The sequence below is a fragment of the Streptomyces sp. NPDC001822 genome (assembly GCF_042892135.1).
Taxonomy (GTDB): Bacteria; Actinomycetota; Actinomycetes; order Streptomycetales; family Streptomycetaceae; genus Streptomyces.
Map to the genome: position 1 here is coordinate 199,548 of NZ_JBIATW010000012.1, position 21,307 is coordinate 220,854.

Here is a 21,307-nt window from a genome sequence, read left to right on the forward strand (position 1 = left end):
TCACAGTGCAGTGCTGGCGTGGCTTGGAGGACATCCCCGAGGGCTGGGGACGCAGCGTCGTCACCATCGGCTCCTACGACGGGGTGCACCGTGGGCACCAGCTGATCATCGGCCGTGCCGTGGAGCGGGCGCGGGAGCTCGGCGTACCCTCCGTCGTCGTCACCTTCGATCCGCATCCGAGTGAGGTCGTCCGGCCCGGCGCCCACCCGCCGCTGCTGGCCCCGCACACGCGGCGTGCCGAGCTGATGACGGAGCTGGGGGTGGACGCGGTGCTGATCCTGCCGTTCACCGCGGAGTTCTCGAAGCTCGCGCCCACCGAGTTCATCACAAAGGTGCTCGTCGACAAGCTGCACGCGCGGCTGGTCATCGAGGGGCCGAACTTCCGGTTCGGCCACAAGGCGGCGGGCAACGTCACGCTCCTGGCCGAGCTGGGGCCGACGTACGACTACGGCGTCGAGGTCGTCGACCTCTTCGTCAGCGGTGAGGCGGGCGGCGGCGAGCCGTTCTCCTCCACGCTGACCCGTCGCCTCGTCGCCGAGGGTGACGTCGCGGGCGCGGCGGAGATCCTCGGCCGTCCGCACCGGGTGGAGGGCATCGTGGTGCGCGGCGCGCAGCGGGGCCGTGACCTCGGCTATCCCACGGCGAACGTGGAGACGCTGCCGCACACCGCGATCCCGGCCGACGGCGTCTACGCGGGCTGGCTGACCGCGAACGGCGAGGTGATGCCCGCCGCGATCTCCGTGGGCACGAACCCGCAGTTCGACGGCACGGAGCGGACCGTCGAGGCGTACGCGATCGACCGCGTCGGCCTCGACCTCTACGGGCTGCACGTGGCGGTGGACTTCCTCGCCTATGTGCGCGGCATGCTGAAGTTCGACTCGATCGACGACCTGCTGGTCGCGATGGCCGCCGACGTGAAGCGGTGCGGCGAGCTGATCGCGGCGTCCGAGCGGGCCTGACGCCCGCGGGCGAACAGCGGTGACGGGCGGCCGGGGCACTCCGGCGGACCGTGCGGCACGGCTCCGGGCCCGGCACATGGCGTGCCGGGCCCGGAGCCGTGTCAGGACGGTGTTCAGGTCGCCGCGGGTGCCTCGGCGGCCCGGGCCGCCGCCCAGTGGCAGGCCACGCCGGTCCGGCCGTCGCCCTCCAGCACCGGCAGGTCCTTCGTGCGGCACGCGTCCGCGACCCCGGCCCGCTCCGCCTCGCCCGAGGCGAGGACGTGGCAGCGGGCGTGGAAGCGGCAGCCGGACGGGACCTTCGAGGGGTCCGGCGGTTCGCCCGTCAGGATGACCGGCTCGCCGTCCGCCTCCGGGAGCACGGACAGCAGCGCCTGGGTGTACGGATGCCGGGGGGCCGTGAGGATCTGCTCCACCTCGCCCGTCTCCACGATCCGGCCGAGATACATCACCGCGACCCGGTCCGCGATGTTCCAGGCCAGTCCCAGGTCGTGCGTCACCACCAGCGCCGAAAGACCCAGCTCGTCCCGCAGCCGCAGCAGCAGCGCCAGGATCTCGCCCCGCACGGAGGCGTCCAGCGAGGCGACCGGCTCGTCCGCGACGATGAGCTCGGGCTCCAGGACCAGGGCGCCCGCGATCACGACACGCTGCCGCTGACCGCCCGACAGCTCGTGCGGGAAGCGGAGGAAGAACCGCTCCGGGGGCCGCAGCCCGGCCCGTGACAGCGCATCCGCCACCGCGGCCCGCTCGTCGCCCGCGTGACCGTGGATGCGCAGGCCCTCCGCCACCGCGTCGTAGACCGTGTGGCGCGGGTTGAGCGAGCCGCTCGGGTCCTGGAGCACCAGCTGCACGCGCTTGCGGTACGCCTTGAGCGCCCGGCCCCGGTAGTCGAGGGGTTCGCCGCCGAAGGTGACCCGGCCGGAGGTGGGCGGGACGAGGCCCAGGAGGGAACGGGCCAGCGTCGTCTTGCCGCAGCCCGACTCGCCTACCAGCGCGACGATCTCGCCGGGCCGGATGTCGAGGTCGACGCCGTCCACCGCACGCGCGGTCGCCGCCCCGCGCCGGCCGGGGAACGCCACCTTCAGCGACTCGGCGCTGAGCAGCGGGGCCGGGGGAGTGGTGGTCATGAGGTACTCCTTGCTTCCTCGGTGCCGGCGTTCGGAGCCGGCGCCGGGGTGACGTCCGTCTCCACCAGCACGCACGCGGCCCGGCGCGCGGGCCCGGCGGGCCGCAGTTCCTGGTCCTGGGTGGCACACGAGTCCAGCGCCGCCGTGCAGCGCGGATGGAACGTGCAGCCCGGGGGCAGGGCCGCGGGGTCCGGCGGGTCACCCGGCAGACCACGGGGCGCGTGCCGGGACGCGAGGTCGCCGATGCGCGGGAAGGCGGCCGACAGGGCGCTTCCGTAGGGGTGCCTGGCACCCTCGTAGACCTGCTTGGCGGGGCCCTCCTCGACCACCCGGCCGGCGTACATCACCGAGAGCCGGTCGCAGGTGTCGGAGAGCACCGCCAGGTCGTGACTGATCATGATCAGCCCCAGGTCCTGCTCGCTGACGAGCTGCTCGATCAGTCGCAGGATCTGGGCCTGGATCATCACGTCGAGGGCGGTGGTGGGCTCGTCCGCGATGACCAGCCGCGGATCGCAGGCGAGTGCCATCGCGATCATGACGCGCTGGCGCTGGCCCCCGGACAGCTCGTGCGGATACGCGTCCGCGCGGGCGGCCGGCAGGCCCACCTGTTCCAGCAGCTCACCGGCGCGCCGGCGCGCGGCGGCGGGCGTCGCCCTGCGGTGCAGCAGGATGGGTTCGGCGATCTGGTCCCCGATGCGGTGCACGGCGTTCAGCGAGTGCATCGCGCCCTGGAAGACGATCGACGCCCCCGCCCAGCGCACGGCGCGCAGCCGCCCCCACTTCATGGTCAGGACGTCCTCGCCGTCGAGCAGGATCTCCCCGCTCAGGGTCGCCGAGGGGGGAAGCAGCCGGAGCAGCGCCAGCGCCAGGGTCGACTTCCCGCAGCCGGACTCCCCGGCGATGCCGAGTTTCTGGCCCGCCTCCACCCGCAGGTCGACGCCACGGACGGCGGGGACCGCGGAGGCCCCGGAACCGTATGTGACGTGCAGGTTCCGGACGTCGAGCAACGGCTGCCCGGTCTCCGGCCTCTCCACGCTCTCTGTCTTCACGGCGGTCAACGGGAACCCCCCAGCTTGGGGTTGAGCACGGACTCGATGGTGCGGCCGCACAGCGTGAACGCGAGGGCGACGACCGCGATGGCGAGTCCGGGCGGAGCGAGGTACCACCAGTTCCCGGAGCTGACCGCCCCGGCCTCGCGGGCGTCCTGGAGCAGCCCGCCCCAGGAGACGATCGTCGGATCGCCGAGCCCGAGGAAGGCGAGGGTCGCCTCGGTGAGGATGGCGGTGGAGATCACGAGCGTGGTCTGCGCGAGCACCAGGGGCATCACGTTCGGCAGCACGTGGCGGGACATGATGTGCCCGTGCCCGCCGCCGAGCGCCTTGGACCGTTCGATGTACGGACGGGACTCCACGGACAGCGTCTGCGCCCGCACGAGCCGTGCCGTCGTCGGCCAGGTCGTGACGCCGATCGCGAGGATCGTCGTCCAGAGCGAGCGGGAGAGCACGGTCGCCAGCGCGATGGCGAGCACCAGGGTCGGCATCACCAGGAACCAGTCGGTGATCCGCATGACGACGTTGCCGTACCACCCCTTGAAGTGGCCCGCCGTGATGCCCACCAGTGTCCCGATGGCCACCGACAGGAAGGCGGCGAGCAGACCCACCGTCAGGGAGACCCGCGTCCCCCACACGAGCAGGGCGAGCAGGCTGCGCCCGAACTGGTCGGTGCCGAGGGGGAACTCGGCGCTCGGCGACTCCAGGGGGCCGCCGGGGGCGTCGGTGACGCTCTGCGAGTCCGCCCCGGCCAGCAGCGGGGCGGCCAGCGCGACCAGGGCGATCAGGCCGAGCACGGTCAGGCCCGCCAGTCCGGCCCGGTGGGTGCGGTACTGCTGCCAGAAGCGGGCCGCCGCCTGCCGCCTGCGGGCCCAGGTGAGGGCGCGCGGGCCGATGGCCGGTGCGGCGTCGGTCGTGGTCGTCATCGGCCCACCCGGGGATCGAGGAGCGGATAGAGCACATCGGCGAGCGTGTTCATCAGGATCACCGCAGCGGCGAAGACGAAGAACAGCGCCTGCACGAGTGGCAGGTCGGGCACGCTGAGCGCCTGGTAGAAGAGGCCGCCGAGGCCCGGCCAGGAGAACACCGTCTCCACCAGGATGGCGCCCGCCACCGTGTTGCCCAGGTTGACGAAGAGCAGGGTCACCGTCGGCAGCATGGCGTTCGGTACGGCGTGCCGGCGGCGCACGAGGTCGTCGCGCAGCCCCTTCGCCCGTGCCGTCGTCAGGTAGTCGCTGCCCATCTCGTCGAGCAGTGAGGAGCGCATCACCAGGAGGGTGCGCGCGTACTCGACGGCGACGAGGGTGACGACGGGCAGCACCAGGTGGTGGGCCACGTCGACGGCGTACGCGAAGCCGGTCTCGCTGCCGGACTCCATGCCCCCGGTCGGGAACATGCCGGGGATCGGCCCGATGCCCACCGACAGGGTGATGATCAGGAGAAGACCGAGCCAGAACGAGGGCACCGAGTACAGCGTCAGAGCGAAGGCGGTGTGGAAGCGGTCGCCCGCCGAGCCGTTGCGCCAGGCGGACCTGGCACCCAGCCAGATGCCGATCGCGGTGTAGATCACGAAGGCGGTGCCGGTGAGCAGCAGCGTCGCGGGCAACGCCTCGCTGATCTTGTCCATGACCGGGGCGTGGAACTGGTACGACGTGCCGAAGTCCCCGGTCAGGGCCTTGCCGCAGTACTCGGTGAACTGCTGCCAGAGCGGCAGGTCCAGGCCGAATTCCTTGCGCATCGCGGCGATCTGCTCGGTCGACACCTGCCGGCCGCCGGTCATCTGCTTGACCGGGTCGCCGGGGATCAGACGGAACAGGAAGAAGCTGGTGACGAGCACGGCGAACAGCGAGACGGCCGCACCGGCCAGCTTGCCCGCCGCATAGCGGAGATAGGCGGTCGTGCTGCGGGCGCGGGGACTGCGGGCCGACGGCCCGGCCGGAGCCGGACCGTCGGTCTGTGCAGCGTCCACGCCCGCCGCGCTCTTCAGGAGCGCGGGAGTGCTTTCTGTGCTCATGGACTATTCACGGTCTTCCGCGGTGGAACGACGACGCATGGCGAACAGCAGCCCGCCACCGGCGAGGACGACTACGGCGACACCGACACCGATGAGGACTCCGGTGGAGCTGCCACCGCCGCCGGACGAGTCGCCCGACGCGCCGGAGGCCGGGACCGCCGACCACCAGCTCCAGTAGCCGTCCTGACCGAAGATGTTGCCCGCGTCCGACGGCATGGTCGTGATGGACTTGATCTGGTCGGTCCGGTAGGCCTCGACGGCATTCGGGTACGCCATGACGTTCATGTACCCCGTGTCGTACAGCCGCGACTCCATCTGCTTGATCAGGTCGGCCCGTTTGGCGGGGTCGTATTCGGCCAGCTGCTTCGCGTAGAGCTCGTCGTACTGCTTGTCGCAGATGAAGTTGTCGGTCGCGGCGGATTCCTTCGCCTTGGCCGGCAGCGCCGCGCAGGTGTGGATCGACATGACGAAGTCGGGGTCCGGGTTGACGGACCAGCCGTCGAAGGCGAGGTCGTACTCACCCGCGTACCAGGGGTCCGAGACGTTGTCGCGGCAGTCGACCTTCAGGCCGACGCCCAGGTCGCCCCACCACTCCTGGAGGTACTTGCCGATCGCCTTGTCGTTCGGGTCCGTGGCGTGGCACAGGATGCGGAAGTCGAGCGGCTTGCCGTCCTTGCCGGCCCGCTTGCCGTCGCTGTTCTTCTTGTAGCCCGCCTCGTCCAGCAGCGCCCCGGCCTTCACCGGGTCGAAGGCGTGCTTCTGACCGGCCGCCGGCTTCCAGAAGTACGAGCCGTAGCGGGGCGGGATGTAGCCCTCGCCCTCTATGGCGTGGCCCTGGAAGACCTTGTCGATGATGGTGGTGCGGTCCACGGCCATGAAGAGCGCCTGCCGGACCTTCTGGTCCAGCAGGGCCGCGTGCCCGTCGCCGAACTTCTTGCCGTCCTTGGTGCGTGCGCCCGGGTTGGTGGCCAGGGCGTAGAAGCGCCGGCCGGGGGCGTCGTTCACCTTGATGTTCTCGGCCGACTTCAGGGACGCGGCCTGGGCCGGCGTCAGGCTCGGGCTGCCGGCGACGAAGGAGACTTCACCCTTTCGGAGGGCGGCTACGGCGGCGTCCTGGTCCTTGTAGTAGCGGAAGACCAGCTCGTCGAACTTCGGCGCGCCGCGCCAGAAGTCCTTGTTGGCCTTGAGCTTCACATAGCTGTCGACCTTGTAGTCCGTCAGGATGAACGGACCGTTCCCCACGATCGGGAACTTCGTGTCGTTGTTGAACTTGGAGAAGTCGCCGACCTTCTCCCAGACGTGCTTGGGCACGATCGGCACGTCGAGCGCCGTCATCGTCGCCTGAGGCTGCTTCAGCTCTATGACCAGCTTGTCCGGGCTGGGAGCCGTCACCTTCCGGAAGTTGGAGACGAAGCTGCCGTTCGAGGTCGCCGCGCCCTCGTCGGTCATCATCTTGTTGAAGGTCCACGCCGCGTCCTCGGCGGTGGCCTTCTCGCCGTCCGACCACTTCGAGTCGGACCGGATCGTGTACGTCCACGTCAGCTTGTCGGCCGACGGCTCCCACGCGGTGGCCAGCCCGGGGATCGTGTGGTTGTCCTTGGCGTCGTAGTTCGTCAGGAAGTCGTACATCAGCCGGTGGATGCTCGTGGAGAGCAACCGCTGTGCGAGGAACGGGCTCAGGGAGTCCACGCTCTGCGCGACGGCGACCGTGAGCGTCGACGTGCCGTCGGCGGCGTGCGCCTCCTGCGGGGCGGGGGCGAGCGGGTTGCCGGGCACGACCGACCCGGCGGCCAGGGCCAGAGCGGCCACGCCGGAGGCGAGAAGGACACGCAGGCGGCCGCGTGGGCGGGACGGGTGTGGAGGGACTCTTGTGACCATAGGACGTGGACCTCGCGTCATGACTCGCATGGTGAAGGCGGGCAGATCTCTGGTTCGCCAGCTGGTGAAGCGAAGGTTTATCAGCGGCGGTCGAGTTGCGTCAACGGTCGTCCAAACAGCGTGTGGGCTGCGGGAATGCGATGAGGGCCCGCACCGGGTGAACGGTGCGGGCCCTCATTGGTTTAGACCTCTACTGCCTTACTGCTGAGGCGCCGAAGGCGGCTGCGGAGGGTACTGCTGCCGGCCCGCCGGCGGAACCGGGCCTCGCAGCTCGGGCTGGCCGGACTGATGTGCCTGGCCATCGGGGTGCGCGGGTGCCGGAGGCGCTCCGGCGGGCGCCGTTCCCGGCTGCCCCTGGGGAGGCGGCGGTTGCTGCTGCCATCCGCCGGGCTGGGCGCCCGGAGCGGGGTGCGGCGGATACGGCTGCTGGGGCACGGCGGCCTGCGGCGGCTGCAGTCCGTACTGCGGCTGTCCCCCGTACGGCTGCTGGGGCGGATACGGCTGACCGGGGTAGGGCTGACCGGGATACGGCTGCTGCTGGCCCGGGTGGGGCTGAGGGGGGTACGGCTGCGCGGGCTGCTGCTGACCGGGGTAGGGGCCACCCGGCGGTCGCTGCGGCGCGTACTGCTGCTGTCCGGCATCCTGCTGACCGGGCGTCTGCTGCCCCGGCATCGGTGGCGCGTACTGCGGCGGCGGGCTGCTGCCGTCGGACGTCCACAGGCCCTGCTGCCGCTGGGCCCGCTGGAAGTCCTCCGCCACGAGCGCCGACAGGTTGAAGTAGGCCTCGCGGGTCTTCGGGCGCATCATGTCGAGGTCGACCTCGGCGCCCGCCGACAGGTGCTCGTCGAACGGCACGACCACGACGCCGCGGCAGCGCGTCTCGAAGTGCTGCACGATGTCGTCGACCTTGATCATCTTTCCGGTCTCGCGCACACCGGAGATGACGGTCAGGGAGCGCTGCACCAGATCCGCGTATCCGTGTGCCGACAGCCAGTCGAGCGTGGTGGACGCGCTCGACGCGCCGTCCACGGACGGCGTCGAGATGATGATCAGCTGGTCGGCGAGGTCCAGGACCCCGCGCATCGCGCTGTAGAGCAGGCCGGTGCCCGAGTCGGTGAGGATGATCGGGTACTGCTTGCCCAGGACGTCGATCGCCCGGCGGTAGTCCTCGTCGTTGAAGGTGGTGGAGACGGCCGGGTCGACGTCGTTGGCGATGATCTCCAGGCCGGACGGCGCCTGCGAGGTGAAACGACGGATGTCCATGTAGGAGTTCAGATACGGGATCGCCTGGACCAGGTCGCGGATCGTCGCCCCGGTCTCGCGGCGCACCCGGCGGCCGAGCGTGCCGGCGTCCGGATTGGCGTCGATGGCGAGGATCTTGTCCTGCCGCTCGGTGGCCAGGGTCGAGCCGAGCGCGGTGGTGGTCGTCGTCTTGCCTACGCCGCCCTTGAGGCTGATGACCGCGATCCGGTAGCAGGACAGGACGGGTGTGCGGATCAGATCAAGTTTGCGCTGCCGCTCGATCTCCTCCTTCTTGCCGCCCAGTCTGAAGCGTGAGGCGCCGGAGGGTGTACGGCTGCTCTTGGCCTTCTGCTTGCCCCGGACGAGCCGGTCGGACGAGAGTTCCACCGCGGCCGTGTAACCCAGCGGGGCGCCCGGGACGGAACGCTCGCGCTGGTCATGGGTGACCGGGGTCGGCCACGCGGAGCCGGTACGGGGGTCGACGGGGGCCTGGGGCTGGTAGGCCTCGGGCTGCTGTGGGTGCTGCGCGGCCGGAGCGGGGAGGTTCGGGGTGCCCTGGGCCGGCTGCTGCGGGATCTGCGGCGGGAGCGGCTGCTGCCCCGCCGCGGGGAACCGGGGCGGCTGCGGCGCAGGGAAGCCGTAGCCACCCTGAAGGGCGGGGAAGCCGTAACCGCCCTGCGCCGGGGGCACGGTGGGCTGCTGGGCGTTCTGCGGGAAGCCGTAGCCGCCGTGCTGCGGTGCGGCCGGAGGCAGCTGGGGTGCGCCCTGGGCCGCGACCGGCTGCGGGGGCGCCTGCGGGAAGCCGTATCCGCCGTGCGGTGCGGGCGCTTCGGGGTGGGCCGGAGGCTGCGGCGGCGACGGAGGCGCGGGGTGGGCCGGAGGGACGGCCGCGACGGGTGGCGGAGGGAAGCCGTAGCCTCCCGGCGTCTCGCCGGGCCGCGCGGGATCGGGCTGCTGTGCCGACCACTGTGCCGCGGGCTGCGGCACGTCCGGCTGCGGGGCGGCGGGCTGGAAGGCGGGCGGCAGCGGCGGCAGAGCGCCCTGCGCGGGCGCCCCGGGGGACCACGGAGCCGGTACGTCCGACGGCACGGCGTCCTGGGGCGCGTCGGCCGCCGGAGGCGTGCCCACGGGTGACGAGGCGTCCCCGTCGGGCGCAGGTGCCGTGTCCTGCGGTGCGGAGTCCGGCACCGCGTCCGCAGGTTCGTCGACTGCCGGTTCGCCGTCCGCCCGTGCGTCATCCGCCGCCGGTGCGCCGTCCGTCGCCCCGGCGGCCACGGCGTCCTTCTCCGCGCCGGGGCCGGAGGCCCCGGAGTCACCGGAGCCTTCGCGGCCACCGGACTCCTCGTCATCCGCCGGCAGCGCAGTGGTGCCGGCATCGCCCGGGTGTGATGCCGCAACGGCCGGTCCGGCCGCGGAGGACGCGGTCTCGGGCACGTCCGTCCCGGGCGAGGAGCCGGCCTCCGGCGTGACGGCCGCGGGCTCGGCGGTGCCCTCCGCGGCACCGGAGCGGGACACGGCCGATGCGGCCTCCGCAGCCGCCTCACGCTCCGCGATCTCCCGCTTCAGCGCGGCGGGAGAGAAGCGCATGGTGGCGCCGCTCTCCACGTCGCCGCCCCCGAACGCACCGGACGGCCCGCTCCCGGCCTGCGGCTCCGTCGGCCCCGCCGAAGCGGAGGCCGGGGGCGTCGGCTCGGCGGAGGGCGCGGAGGGCGCGGAGGGCGCGGAGGCGGGGGACGGCGGCGGCTGCACCGGAGGCACCGACTGGGCCGGAGGTCCCGGCTGCACCGGAGGCCAGCCCGGTTCGAATCCCCCGGAGGCCGGCAGGCCCGGCACGGAGACCGGAGCACCGTTCGGCGGAGGCGGTGCGAGGTGCGAGCCCGCTCCGCCCGAGGTGTCACCCGACGCGTTCTGCGTGTACCAGGCGGGCGGGGTGTAGTCGATGGTGAACTCACCCGTCATCTCTGCGGGCTCCGCGTCGGACGACTCGTCGACGGGCGTGTTCCATTTCCCGCGGATCTCGTCCCGATCGCCGTTCACTTTGCCTCCTGGTGTGGTCGAGCACCCTTGTGCCGTGGTGGGTGGGGGCGACCGTTCCCGTGGTGCGATCCGCCCGGCTCTCCCCCTTGCGACGCGCAGTGCCTGCCCGCAGGTTCCTCTGCCGCGCACCCACCACCCTAATCGCCACAGGGCGCACTACGGCAGGCCGTATCGCAAGGGAAGAACTGTCCAGTAGGTCACGTCACGCCACAAGTGAACCAAGTGTGAAGGAGCAGCTGAGGAGAAGGAGTCGAAAACGCGCATCCGCCCGCGAAATGAGGCCTGTTCCGCGCAGGCCCTTCCGCGCGTACGCACGACGGGAACGGCGCAGCGGGCTGCGGCTCAGTCCATCCGCCGGGCGCCGCCCAGCAGCCCCGACTCGGCGTCGGTGGCCTGGGTCATCACGAACTGCCGGTCCCGGTCCGAACACCACAGGGTGACGCCGTCGGCGAGAGTGGACAGTGCCTGGGTCTCGGCGGCCGACAGATGCAGGATCCGTCCGATCTGCCCGGCCTCGTCCGGGGAGACGCGCTGCACGCCCACGAGCGCCGACTTCTGCATCAGCCGCGGGGCCACCGGGCTCAGATAGGGCAGCAGGGTCACCACGGACTGCCAGGGACCGGCCACCACACGCCCGCGGGGCGGACGCATCCCGCAGTCCCGCACCACGACCACGGGTGAGCCGGCCGACGCGCCCTGCGGGGGCACCCGCCCCACATCGTGCAGCGCGATGCACGGCTGTCCGCCGCCCGCCGCCTGCGCGAGGCCGGTCCACGCCTGCGCGCGCCCGGTCTCCACGGCGATCCGCGCGCCCGTCGCCGCCGACCGCAGGGCCAGCACCTGCGCGGTCCACAGCCCGCCGATGAGCGTGACCTCGTACGGTGTGGGCCGGTTGATGCCCAGCACCGCCGGGCGGCCCTCCGCGTCCACACCGATGACCGTGCCGTCGTCCCCGACGGGCACGGCGAGCGCGGCCAGTTCGTCGTAGGACACCGTGTGCCGGCCCCGCCGGGGGCCGATGAGACCGAAACCCAGCCGGGACCTGGCGCTCGTGCCTGCGGACATCAGCGGGTACCCCCGAGCGGCAGAGTGGCGAGCACGCCGGGCAGCTGTTCGCGGTCCAGCCTGACCAGCGACGCCTTGACGCCGCGCGCGGTGCGTTCGAGTTCATGGCGGGCGGTGAGGAGTTCCTCGTCGCTGCGCCCGGTGATGCGGAGGTGTCCCGTGACCGAGACCGCCGAACGGTCGGCGTGCCCCAGGGTCAGGCTGAACGTGGTGGCGAGCGCGGGGATGGAGGTGAGCAGGGCGACCAGCTGCGGCATCGACGCGCCTCCGCCGCCGAGGTTCGGCCAACGGCTCACCCAGTAGCTGGTGTGCCACCGGTCGTCGCAGCGCCAGGTGCGCGAGGTCTCCTCAGTGCGGCGGCCCGGCGTCTCCGTGCGGCCGGCCTGCGCCATGGCCGACGGGCTCACGCACGCGGACGTCGCGATCGCCGACGTCAGCTCCTGCTCGGTCAGCACGGTGGCCCGGAAACCCGCACCCGTCAGCCGGCTGGCCAGCTGGTCGGCCGCGCGCACCGCGCACTTCTGCGCACCGACGATCCCGCCGCCCCGCGCCTCCACGGCCTCCGGGCAGAGTTCGGGGTCCAGCTTCAGCGCGATCCAGGTGATCCGCAGCGCGGGCGATCCCGTCTGTGCCTGCAGCGGAGCGTAGTTGCGCGCAGCGACCGACTGCGACGGCAGGTGCGGAGCCGGAGCGGGCTGGGTGTGCTGGACGATCTGCGCGGACTCCAGCCGGATCCCGTCGACCTCCAGCACCTCCCGCACGAGGGCCAGGGGCAGCGGCCGTGCCGAGCGGTCGGGCCGCAGCGCGGTGGCGTCCGACTCCACCTGGACCACGGCGGACAGGTACGTGCCGTCGCCGATCATCCCGACCGGGCGCCGGTCGCGGTCGCTGAACGAGTAGGTGCGCAGGGCCGGTTCGGCCTCCACCGCGGGCGCCAGTCCGGGTTCCGTGCCCACCGGGAGCGTCAGTGAGGCCGCACGCCGGTTGCGGGCGCGCAGGGCGACGACGGTGCCCAGCCACTCCGGCAGTGAACGACGGTGGCGGCGGACCACGGCGAGCAGTACGAGGACCGTCGCGAGGACGCCGGCGGGCATGAGCAGCAACGGCTCGATCACCCAGGCCGCCACGAGTAGCGCCGCCGCGATTTCGATCAGTACGAGTTGTTGCAATCGGAACGAACCGATCTGTCCGGCACGTCCGTTCAGCCGCGGAGCCACCGCTCCGCCGGGGCTCTGGCCGGCGTTGGGGGAGGTGCCTCGACCGGTGCCGGAGACCCCCCGGCGGCCCGCTCCGGGCCCTCCGGACGGCCGGGTGTTCCCGGCCGGACGTGTCCGCGTCGTGGAAGCCATCATTCCGGCATTCCCCCGTTCATAAGGCCCCAACTCCACCCGATCGCCCCGCTCCCGCCGGGGCTTCGGCGGCTGGATCACCCTACCCGCCCCATCGGCGCGCGCGGTCAGCAGGCATAGTAGGGGGCCGGTCCGGCAGCAGGGTCCGGCATCCGGGCCCGGCACGGGAGGCGGGAACGCTCACGCTCCCGGGCCGCGCGGGGAGACACGGGGAGACAGACACACTCATGGCATCACGGCGGGACGAGCTCAACGCGTACACCTTTGCGAAGAAGCGTACGGTGGCCGCATTCCTCCAACCCTCGCCCACGGGTTCCGAGGAGGGCGCCCCCCGTCCCCTGCGAGCCGTCGTCCCGAGCCTGATCGCCGGCGCGCTGATCATGGCCGGCTTCGGTGCCTGGGGGATGTTCAAGCCCACCGCGCCCAAGGACTGGGACAAGCCGTACGCCAAGGTGATCGTCGGCAAGAAGTCCACCACCCGCTACGTCGTCCTGGAGACGGGTGAGGGCAAGCAGAAGAAGACGCTGCTGCACCCCGTACTGAACCTCGCCTCCGCCCGGCTCCTCCTCACGCCCCAGCAGTTCGACGTCATCCAGGTCAGCGACGACGTCCTCGACGCGGGCAAGCCCCCGCGCGGTCCGATCCTCGGCATCCCGTACGCCCCCGACCGGCTGCCGGACGAGAAGGACGCGGGCAGAGCCAAGCGGTGGGCGGTCTGCGAGCAGCCCGGCGGCAAGGGCAACACCGTGCAGAAGGCGGCCTTCGTCTTCGCCGAACGGGACAACAAGCTGACCGACGGCGCGAACCGGCTCGACGGCGGCCAGGTGCTCTACGTCCAGGGCCAGGACGGGACCCGCTACCTCGTCGACGCGAGCGGCACGAGGTACCGCATCGACGAGACGGCGGCCGACAACGGCCATCTGACCAGCGCTCTGGTCGGCAGCAGGAAGCCGCAGGCCGTGACCGACGACTGGCTTGCCACCCTCCACGAGGGCAGTCCGGTCGCCTTCCCGCAGATCCCCGGCACGGTCGGCGCGCCCGCGCGCGTCAAGGGCCAGCTGTCCGCGGAGGAGGACAGGGTCGGCATGGTCCTGCGGACCACGACGGGTGAGGGCACCGCCCACTACGTCGTCCTCGACGGCAGGGTGCAGCCGGTCTCCGAGTTCACCGCCTGGCTGCTGACCACCTCGCCGCAGACCGCGTCGCTCAACCTCGCGGGCAGGGCCAGGGACGTCGGCCTGCAGGACTTCGTCCCTGACGCGCGGCCCTTCGCCGGCCAGGCCGCCCACTGGCCCGCCCACCGGGCCAGGCAGATCAACTCGTCGGCCGGCGGCGGCCGCGACACCGTGTGCAGCGTGCTGCGCAAGGTCGACGACAAGGGCCGTACGACCCTGAGCACCTGGGCGGGAACGGCCTACCCGGCCGCCATCAACGCCGGGGGCACCAGCACCTACGTCACGCCGGGCAGCGGCCTGCTCTACACGCAGGTGCGCGGCGAGCAGTCCCGGCCCGACGGTTCGCTCTTCCTGGTGACCGACACCGGACTGCGCTACGCGGTCCAGGCGAACGGCGACAGCGACGCCGAGCGCTCCGACATCGGCACCGGCGGCCAGAAGACCCAGGACGGCAGGCCCGAGGCCAGCCAGGCGCAGGTCAGGCTCGGCTACGAGAAGGTGACCCCCTCGCTCGTGCCGATCGCCTGGTCCGAGTTCCTGTCCAAGGGGCCCAGGCTCGACACCAACAGCGCACGACAGCCCCAGGGCTCCTAGCCGCGAACCGTACGAACGCGGGACTCGGGGGAGAGGAACAGATGTTGTACCGGAAGACGGCAGTGCTGACGGCGGCCATCGCCGCGCTGGCGGCGCCCCATGCCGCGTACGCCACCGGAGGGCCGGACCGCACCGGAGGGCTCGCGGACCGTGTCGGCCCCGCTCTGGACGGCAGCGGTGAATGCACCTTCCCGATGAAGGAACAGTTCGCGGGCCGGCCCTGGTCGCTGCAGCGCGTCCTGCTCGACGAACTGTGGCAGGACACCAAGGGCAAGGGCGTGCGGGTCGCCGTCATCGACACCGGGGTCGACGACGTCAACCCGCAGCTCAAGGGGGCGGTGGACGCCTCGGCGGGGCGCAACCTCCTCAAGGGGGGCAGCAGCGACGGCACCACGGACGAGGTCGGCCACGGCACCAAGGTCGCCGGCATCATCGCCGCCCGCCCCCGCAAGGGGACGGGGTTCGTAGGCCTGGCCCCCGAGGCCACCATCATCCCGATCCGGCAGAACGATGAGAAGAACAGCGGCAAGGACACCACGATGGCCACCGCGATCGACCACGCGATCGCCAAGGGCGCCAAGGTCATCAACATCTCCCAGGACACCACCAAGCCCCTCACCGAGGACTCCGCGCTGGGCAGGGCCGTGGCCAGAGCCCTCGCCCGGAACATCGTGGTCGTCGCCTCGGCGGGCAACGACGGCATGGACGGCGAAATGAAGGAGACCTACCCGGCCGCCTTCCCCGGTGTCCTCGCGGTCGCCTCCTCCGACCGCAACAACGAACGCGCCGCGTTCTCGCAGGCGGGCGAGTTCGTGGGCGTGGCGGCGCCGGGCGTCGACATCGTCTCCACGGTCCCCGGCAACGGCCAGTGCACGGACAACGGAACCAGCTTCTCCGCGCCCTACGTGGCCGGGGTCGCCGCCCTCCTCGTCGCCAAGTACCCCGCGTGGTCGCCCGCCGAGATCGTCGCCCGCATCGAGCAGACCGCGGAACGCTCCGTCACCGGCCACGACGCCTACGTCGGATGGGGTGTGGTGGACCCGGTGCAGGCACTCGCCGGGGACGAGGACGACGTCCCCCTGTCCTCGGCGCACCCGGATCCCGCGCCGCCCGAGGCTCCCGCGCCCCGCGCCGCGCACCTGTCGATGTCCGAGACCTCGCAGGAGCGCAGCGAGCGCTACGCCACCTACGTGCTGGCCCTGGCGGCCGTCCTGGTGTGTGTCGTGGCCGGTACGGCCACGGTCGTCCGTGATGTCCGGCGACGGTGCGGTTCGCGTGGAGAGAGCCGTCCGTGAAGTAGATCTCCAACCGGAAAGCGCAGTTGGGGAGAGATGGCCGAGTGGCTAGGGTGGTAGCAGACTTCACGTGTGTGACGGGGGAACGAGAAGTGGCTGAGTCCGATTCCGGTGTGTGCGAACGCCACCGGGAGCTTCCGGGACCCCGTGCAGCGACAAGCCTGTCCGCGACCTGCGGACGGGTCCGGGAACTGAGAGATAGGACCTCCGGATGAGCAGCCCCACCGGTTCTGGGTTCGGACTTGCCGACGATCCGATCGTCCAGGCCAAGAACAAGATCATCGAGACCGCGCAGGCGGTGTCCAAGCAGTCCCGCGAGCTGGCCGACATCCTCGCGACCGTCAGTGCGGGCTGGACCGGCGTCGGCGCCGGCGGATTCACATCCGCACAGATCGTGATCAACGAGGACCACGACGACATCCGCCGGCTCCTGAACGTGCTCCTCGACGGCGTGGGCCAGACGAAGAACCTCTCCAACGCGAACGACGACGAGGTCCGCGCGGCCTTCAACGCCGTGAAGGAGCCCGCTTCCTCGTCGAACACCTCCGGACTCAACAACCTCTGAGCCCGGCCGCCGCCGCAGAACCACCTTCGCACACGTCGACATCCGAGGAGCAGACAGATGGCCGGAGATCCGAACACCAAGGTCAGGTACGAGAGCGTCCAGGAGATGGCGAACCGCCTCCGCGTCGTCTCGCGCAACATCATCAAGGACCTGGAGGAGATGGACGCCGCCCTCAAGGTCGTCACCGACACCTGGGACGGTGACGCCCACGCCGGGTACGTCGGCCTGCAGAAGCAGTACAAGGGCAAGGCCGACCACATGAAGGACCGGCTGGAGCACGTCGCCAAGATCATCGAGAACGGCAAGGACAGCTACCGCTCGACGGACGTCAAGGCGTCGCGCCTGTTCACCGAGGCGTACTGACCCCGAGCCGCGGCCGGTCACCGGAAGAGGGGCACGCCCGACGGGCCGTGCCCCTCTTCCGTTCCTCCGTGCCCCGGTGACCCCGCCTACTTCAGGTCGAACTCGCCGTCCCGCGCGCCCAGTACGAAGGCGCGCCACTCGGCCTCCGTGTAGCGCAGGACCGTCTCCGGGTCGAGCGAGGACCGCATCGCCACGGCGCCGCCCGGCAGATGCGCGATCTCGACCCGCTCCTCCGCCTCCTCCGTCCCGGGGGCGCTCAGCCACTCGACCCCCGAGATGTCGAGTGCGTACAGCTCGTCCTTCTCCTGCTGGGTGCCCATCAGACGCCTTTCCCTGTTCCGCGACGGAGCGCGTTCCCGCGGGCCGTTCCACGTGCGTGACCCGCGCACCGATTATCCCCGGACGGCGGATCGCCAGGGCAAGGAGGCGAATTCGGATGCGCGGCGGCCCGCCGTCGGCTATGGGCCTTCCCGCACGTGACAAAGGACCCCCGCGCACGCCCGAGGGTCCTCCGTGCTGTGCCCTGCCCTGCCCTGCCCTGCCCTGCCCTGCCGTGCCGTGCCGTCCGGCTCAGTGCTGCTCGGGCAGCCGGCCCGTCTGCACCAGCGGCGTCCCGCGCCGCCGCGACGCGAAGTACCCGCGTCCCTGCGGCATCGTGTGCCCCCGCACCGAACCGATCAGGTCGCCCTCCGACGGATCTCCGGACAGCACCACACCCTGCGCGCCCAGTTCCTTGATGCGCTGCATGAAGCCCTCGTACATCGCCCGCGAGGCGCCCGCGGAGTTGCGCGCGATGATGAACCGGACCCCCGTGTCCCGGGCGAAGGGCAGATACTCCGCCAGCGGCGCCAGCGGATTGCCCGCGTTGGTGGCGACCAGGTCGTAGTCGTCGACGATGATGAAGATCTGCGGCCCGGACCACCAGCTGCGGTCCCTCAGCTGCTGCGGCGTCACGTCGGTCGGCGGCTGACGGCGGGCGAACACCCCGGCGAGGGCCTCCATGTGCATCTGCATGGCGCTCGCCATCGGCGCGTACTCCAGCAGGTGGGCCTCCGGCAGCGCGCCGAGCAGCGCCCGGCGGTAGTCGCCGACCACGATCTTCGCCTCGTCGGGGGAGTAGCGCTCCCCGATCTGCTTGGCGATCAGCCGCAGCAGGTTGGTCTTCCCGGACTCGCTCTCCCCGAAGACCAGGAAGAACGGATCGGTCTCGAAGTCGACGAAGACCGGCTCCAGCGACGTCTCGTCGATACCGATCGCGATGCCCCGCTCGGGGAACTCGAAGCCCTTCGGCAGCTGGTCGGCCGGGAGCTTGCGCGGCAGCAGCCGTACGGACGGGGCCACCGGGCCCGCCCAGTTCGACGCCACCGCGGTGACGAAGGCCGCCGTGCCCTCGGACAGGTCCTCGCCGCTGCTGACCGAGTCGATGCGCGGCAGCGCGCCCATGAAATGGAGCTTCTGCGGGACCTGGCCGCGGCCGGGCACCCCGGCCGGCACGTTCGCCGCGACCTTCCGGTCGAACTCGGAGTCCATGACGTCGCCGAGCCGGAGTTCGAGCCGCCCCAGGATCTGGTCCTTCAGCGCCGCCCGGACCTCCATGTAGCGGGCCGCGGTGATGACCACGTGGACGCCGTAGCCGAGGCCGCGCGCCGCGATCTCGGTGACGACCTGTTCCAGGCCCTCGTACTCGTTGCGGAGACCGCCCCAGCCGTCGATCACCAGGAACACGTCGCCCCAGGCCTCACCGGGCAGCTCGCCCCGGGCGCGCTTGCGCCGGTAGGTGGCGATCGAGTCGATGGAGTGGGCGCGGAAGAACTCCTCGCGCCGGTTGAGCACACCGCCCACCTCCGCGACCGTCCGGCGCACCCGCTCCGGGTCCAGTCGCGACGCCATCCCGCCGACGTGCGGCAGGCCGGCGAGCGAGACGAGACCGCCGCCGCCGAAGTCCAGCCCGTAGAACTGGACCTCGTGCGGCGTGTGCGTGAGGGCGAACGAGGCGATCAGGGCCCGCATCATCGTGGACTTGCCGGACTGCGGGCCGCCCACGACCAGCATGTGCCCGGCCGCTCCGGAGAAGTCCCGGTACAGCACCTCGCGGCGCTGCTCGAAGGGCTTGTCGATCAGGCCGAGCGGCACCGTCAGCCCGCCGGGCCTCGTGTACTCGGTCGCGGTGAACCCGCGCTCCTCCGTCGGCGCCAGCCCCGGCAGCAGCTGGTCCAGCGTCGGCGCCCGGTCCAGCGGCGGCAGCCACACCTGGTGGGCCGGCACGCCCTGCCCCTCCAGCCGGCGCACGATCACGTCGAGCACCGTGTCGGCGAGCGCGTCGTCGTCCGCGGCGGCCCGGGCGGCGAGCTGCGCCGGGTCGGGCGCCGCGTACACGACCGGCACCGGAACAGCGCTGAACACCGTGGGCCGGCGCTCGATCGGCAGCTGTCCCACCGGCAGGTCGGGACCGCCCGTACGGTAGGTCCCCGACACGTAGGCCGCCTTGAAGCGGGTCATCTCGTCCGTACCGAACTTGAGGTAGCCCGAGCCCGGTACCGAGGGCAGGTGGTAGGCGTCCGGCACGCCCAGCGCCGTGCGCGACTCGGCCGCCGAGAAGGTCCGCAGACCGATCCGGTACGAGAGATACGTGTCCAGGCCGCGCAGCTTGCCCTCCTCCAGGCGCTGCGACGCCAGCAGCAGATGCACCCCGAGCGAACGGCCGATGCGGCCGATCTGGATGAACATCTCGATGAAGTCCGGCTTGGCCGTCAGGAGTTCGGAGAACTCGTCGATCACCAGCACCAGGGATGCCAGCGGCTCCAGGGCCGCGCCCGCCGCCCGGGCCTTCTCGTAGTCGTGGATGTTCGCGTAGTTGCCCGCCGACCGCAGCAGCTCCTGCCGGCGCTGCAGCTCGCCGCGGATCGCGTCGCCCATGCGGTCGACCAGGGTCAGGTCGTCCGCCAGGTTGGTGATGACCGCCGCGACGTGCGGCATCTGCGACATCCCGGCGAACGTCGCACCGCCCTTGAAGTCGGCGAGCACGAAGTTCAGAGTCTCCGACGAATGCGTGACCGCGAGACCGAGCACCAGCGTCCGCAGGAGCTCCGACTTGCCGGAACCCGTCGCGCCGACACACAGCCCGTGCGGGCCCATGCCCTCCTGCGCGGCCTCCTTCAGGTCCAGCATCACCGGGCGGCCGTCCTCGCCGACCCCGATCGGCACCCGCAGCCGCTCCGACACCGACCGCGGCCGCCAGGTGCGCGCCACGTCGACCGAGCCCGCGTCACCGAGGTTCAGCAGATCCGTGAAGTCCAGATCCGCGAGCAGCGGTTCGTCGTCGTCGCCCCCGCCCATGCGCAGCGGTGCGAGCTGCCGGGCCAGCGCCTCCGCGGCCTCCGGCGACATGCTGTCCGGCACACCCTCGTACGCCAGCCCGGCACCCGACTCCAGCCGCAGCAGCCCCGGACGCACCACCACCGACAGACCGCCGCGCGGTTCGTCGAGCTCACCCTGCACCACCTCGACGATGGTCACGCCCTGCAGTCCCTCGGCGGCCGCGAACAGGGAGTCGGGCGGCACCATCCCGCCGTCCAGCACCACGACGATGTGGGGCTGGTCCAGCACCGGCCGGCTCTCCCGGCCGAAGCGCGGACGCCCCTCCAGCCTGCCCGCGAGCAGGCTCTCCAGCTCGCCCAGATCATCACCGAACAGCCGCTTCGTACCCGCCCCGTCGACCTGGCCGGGAACCTGCGTGTGCGGCAGCCACTTCGTCCAGTCCCAGCGCCCCACCGCACCCGGCGCCGCCACCACCGCGACCACCAGGTCCTCGGGGGAGTGCAGCGTCACCAGCTGAGCCACCAGGGACCGCGCCGCCGACTGCGCCGACTCCGGGCGCCCCGACACCGTCACGTGGTAGAACGCCCGCATCGAGACCGCCATCGGCAGCCCGTCCAACGACCCGTGCACCGCCAGGAACCGCTGCATCGCACCCGCGCACATCGGCTCCAGCTCATCCACCGGAGCGGTGTCCGGGGCGATCAGCGGGGTCGACAGCTGCTGCGCCCCGAGCCCGACCCGGACCTGGGCGAAGTCCTTGTCCCCGACGCGCCGTTCCCACACCCGGCTGCCCTCGGCCACCACCGACCACAACTGCTCGGGCGCCGGGTGCAGGTAGAGCTGCACATCACGCTGGGCGCGAGCCGTGCGACGCACCGTCCGCCGCGTCTGGGCGAGGTACTTCAGGTAGTCACGACGGACATCGCCCATTTGCCCTTGCGTACCGCGACGATGCCGGACGATCTGGGCGGCGACCATGCCGACCGTCGAGACCAGCATCAGGACACCCATGATCCGCATGAACGGAGGTGCCTGCGGAGAGAAGAAGAAGACCACCGACGAGCCCATGCCGAGCACCGGCAGGACCTGCATCAGCATGCCCTCCTGCTGCCCGCGGGGCAGCTCGGGAGGAGCCTCCAAAGTCAACTCGTCAGAGGGCACTTCCGGCGGCAGAGACCGCGGAGGTCGTTTCACGACGATCTGGCTCACCGGAACATCAATCCCTCAATACGGACGGGCGGAAGGCCGGCCGGTCCGCACCGACGCCCCCGTGGCTGCGA

At 71.7% G+C, this 21,307-nt stretch carries 15 protein-coding genes; 5 read left to right on the plus strand and 10 right to left on the minus strand.

Features of this window, described 5'->3' with window-relative positions; genetic code table 11:
* Positions 1-5: 5 nt before the first annotated feature.
* On the plus strand, positions 6-959 hold the full coding sequence (locus ACFYY2_RS26085) for a bifunctional riboflavin kinase/FAD synthetase (protein ID WP_388747032.1): 954 nt from the start codon (positions 6-8) through the stop codon (positions 957-959).
* 113 nt (positions 960-1,072) lie between these two features.
* Here ACFYY2_RS26085 and ACFYY2_RS26090 read toward each other — a convergent pair whose 3' ends face one another.
* From ACFYY2_RS26090 to eccE, 8 genes are all read right to left on the minus strand, one after another.
* Positions 1,073-2,083 (minus strand): oligopeptide/dipeptide ABC transporter ATP-binding protein, encoded by a 1,011-nt coding sequence (locus ACFYY2_RS26090; protein WP_388747035.1) that lies wholly within the window; start codon positions 2,081-2,083, stop codon positions 1,073-1,075.
* Complete coding sequence (locus ACFYY2_RS26095) at positions 2,080-3,141, minus strand: ABC transporter ATP-binding protein (protein WP_388747038.1); 1,062 nt, start codon at positions 3,139-3,141, stop codon at positions 2,080-2,082. Before ACFYY2_RS26095 ends, ACFYY2_RS26090 begins: the two co-directional genes overlap by 4 nt.
* Complete coding sequence (locus ACFYY2_RS26100) at positions 3,138-4,058, minus strand: ABC transporter permease (protein ID WP_388747041.1); 921 nt, start codon at positions 4,056-4,058, stop codon at positions 3,138-3,140. Before ACFYY2_RS26100 ends, ACFYY2_RS26095 begins: the two co-directional genes overlap by 4 nt.
* On the minus strand, positions 4,055-5,146 hold the full coding sequence (locus tag ACFYY2_RS26105; protein ID WP_388747044.1) for an ABC transporter permease: 1,092 nt from the start codon (positions 5,144-5,146) through the stop codon (positions 4,055-4,057). The genes ACFYY2_RS26100 and ACFYY2_RS26105 overlap by 4 nt, the downstream gene beginning before the upstream one ends.
* Before the next feature lie 3 nt (positions 5,147-5,149).
* A complete protein-coding gene (locus ACFYY2_RS26110; protein ID WP_388747047.1) occupies positions 5,150-7,024 on the minus strand; it encodes an ABC transporter substrate-binding protein in 1,875 nt (624 codons plus the stop codon).
* A gap of 198 nt (positions 7,025-7,222) precedes the next feature.
* On the minus strand, positions 7,223-10,303 hold the full coding sequence (locus tag ACFYY2_RS26115; protein WP_388747050.1) for an SCO5717 family growth-regulating ATPase: 3,081 nt from the start codon (positions 10,301-10,303) through the stop codon (positions 7,223-7,225).
* A gap of 342 nt (positions 10,304-10,645) precedes the next feature.
* Positions 10,646-11,368 (minus strand): hypothetical protein, encoded by a 723-nt coding sequence (locus tag ACFYY2_RS26120; protein WP_388747053.1) that lies wholly within the window; start codon positions 11,366-11,368, stop codon positions 10,646-10,648.
* Complete coding sequence (gene eccE, locus ACFYY2_RS26125; protein WP_388747128.1) at positions 11,368-12,717, minus strand: type VII secretion protein EccE; 1,350 nt, start codon at positions 12,715-12,717, stop codon at positions 11,368-11,370. Before eccE ends, ACFYY2_RS26120 begins: the two co-directional genes overlap by 1 nt.
* Positions 12,718-12,944: 227 nt before the next feature.
* Between eccE and eccB the strand changes: the two genes are divergently transcribed.
* The 4 genes from eccB (at position 12,945) to ACFYY2_RS26145 (ending at position 16,709) form a co-directional block, all read left to right on the plus strand.
* On the plus strand, positions 12,945-14,486 hold the full coding sequence (gene eccB / locus ACFYY2_RS26130) for a type VII secretion protein EccB (RefSeq protein ID WP_388747056.1): 1,542 nt from the start codon (positions 12,945-12,947) through the stop codon (positions 14,484-14,486).
* Between the two features lie 41 nt (positions 14,487-14,527).
* On the plus strand, positions 14,528-15,781 hold the full coding sequence (mycP, locus tag ACFYY2_RS26135; protein ID WP_388747059.1) for a type VII secretion-associated serine protease mycosin: 1,254 nt from the start codon (positions 14,528-14,530) through the stop codon (positions 15,779-15,781).
* A gap of 211 nt (positions 15,782-15,992) precedes the next feature.
* A complete protein-coding gene (locus tag ACFYY2_RS26140) occupies positions 15,993-16,346 on the plus strand; it encodes a hypothetical protein (RefSeq protein ID WP_327113892.1) in 354 nt (117 codons plus the stop codon).
* Between the two features lie 57 nt (positions 16,347-16,403).
* A complete protein-coding gene (locus ACFYY2_RS26145) occupies positions 16,404-16,709 on the plus strand; it encodes a WXG100 family type VII secretion target (RefSeq protein WP_329041035.1) in 306 nt (101 codons plus the stop codon).
* An 86-nt stretch (positions 16,710-16,795) separates the two neighbouring features.
* Here the strand turns inward: ACFYY2_RS26145 and ACFYY2_RS26150 are convergent, their stop codons facing one another.
* Both ACFYY2_RS26150 and eccCa read right to left on the minus strand, forming a co-directional pair.
* On the minus strand, positions 16,796-17,029 hold the full coding sequence (locus ACFYY2_RS26150) for a DUF397 domain-containing protein (RefSeq protein ID WP_014048676.1): 234 nt from the start codon (positions 17,027-17,029) through the stop codon (positions 16,796-16,798).
* 250 nt (positions 17,030-17,279) lie between these two features.
* Positions 17,280-21,236: a type VII secretion protein EccCa gene (gene eccCa, locus ACFYY2_RS26155; RefSeq protein WP_388747064.1), complete on the minus strand. Its 3,957-nt coding sequence runs from the start codon at positions 21,234-21,236 to the stop codon at positions 17,280-17,282.
* Between the last annotated feature and the right edge of the window lie 71 nt (positions 21,237-21,307).

Excerpts from the sequence above, each read along its gene's own strand:
- ACFYY2_RS26090 (WP_388747035.1), bottom strand. The coding sequence starts at position 2,083 with ATGACCACCACTCCCCCGGCCCCGCTGCTCAGCGCCGAGTCGCTGAAG.
- ACFYY2_RS26100 (WP_388747041.1), bottom strand. The coding sequence starts at position 4,058 with ATGACGACCACGACCGACGCCGCACCGGCCATCGGCCCGCGCGCCCTC.
- ACFYY2_RS26105 (WP_388747044.1), bottom strand. The coding sequence starts at position 5,146 with ATGAGCACAGAAAGCACTCCCGCGCTCCTGAAGAGCGCGGCGGGCGTG.
- ACFYY2_RS26110 (WP_388747047.1), bottom strand. The coding sequence starts at position 7,024 with ATGGTCACAAGAGTCCCTCCACACCCGTCCCGCCCACGCGGCCGCCTG.
- ACFYY2_RS26120 (WP_388747053.1), bottom strand. The coding sequence starts at position 11,368 with ATGTCCGCAGGCACGAGCGCCAGGTCCCGGCTGGGTTTCGGTCTCATC.
- eccE (WP_388747128.1), bottom strand. The coding sequence starts at position 12,717 with ATGGCTTCCACGACGCGGACACGTCCGGCCGGGAACACCCGGCCGTCC.
- eccB (WP_388747056.1), top strand. The coding sequence starts at position 12,945 with ATGGCATCACGGCGGGACGAGCTCAACGCGTACACCTTTGCGAAGAAG.
- mycP (WP_388747059.1), top strand. The coding sequence starts at position 14,528 with ATGTTGTACCGGAAGACGGCAGTGCTGACGGCGGCCATCGCCGCGCTG.
- ACFYY2_RS26140 (WP_327113892.1), top strand. The coding sequence starts at position 15,993 with ATGAGCAGCCCCACCGGTTCTGGGTTCGGACTTGCCGACGATCCGATC.
- ACFYY2_RS26145 (WP_329041035.1), top strand. The coding sequence starts at position 16,404 with ATGGCCGGAGATCCGAACACCAAGGTCAGGTACGAGAGCGTCCAGGAG.
- ACFYY2_RS26150 (WP_014048676.1), bottom strand. The coding sequence starts at position 17,029 with ATGGGCACCCAGCAGGAGAAGGACGAGCTGTACGCACTCGACATCTCG.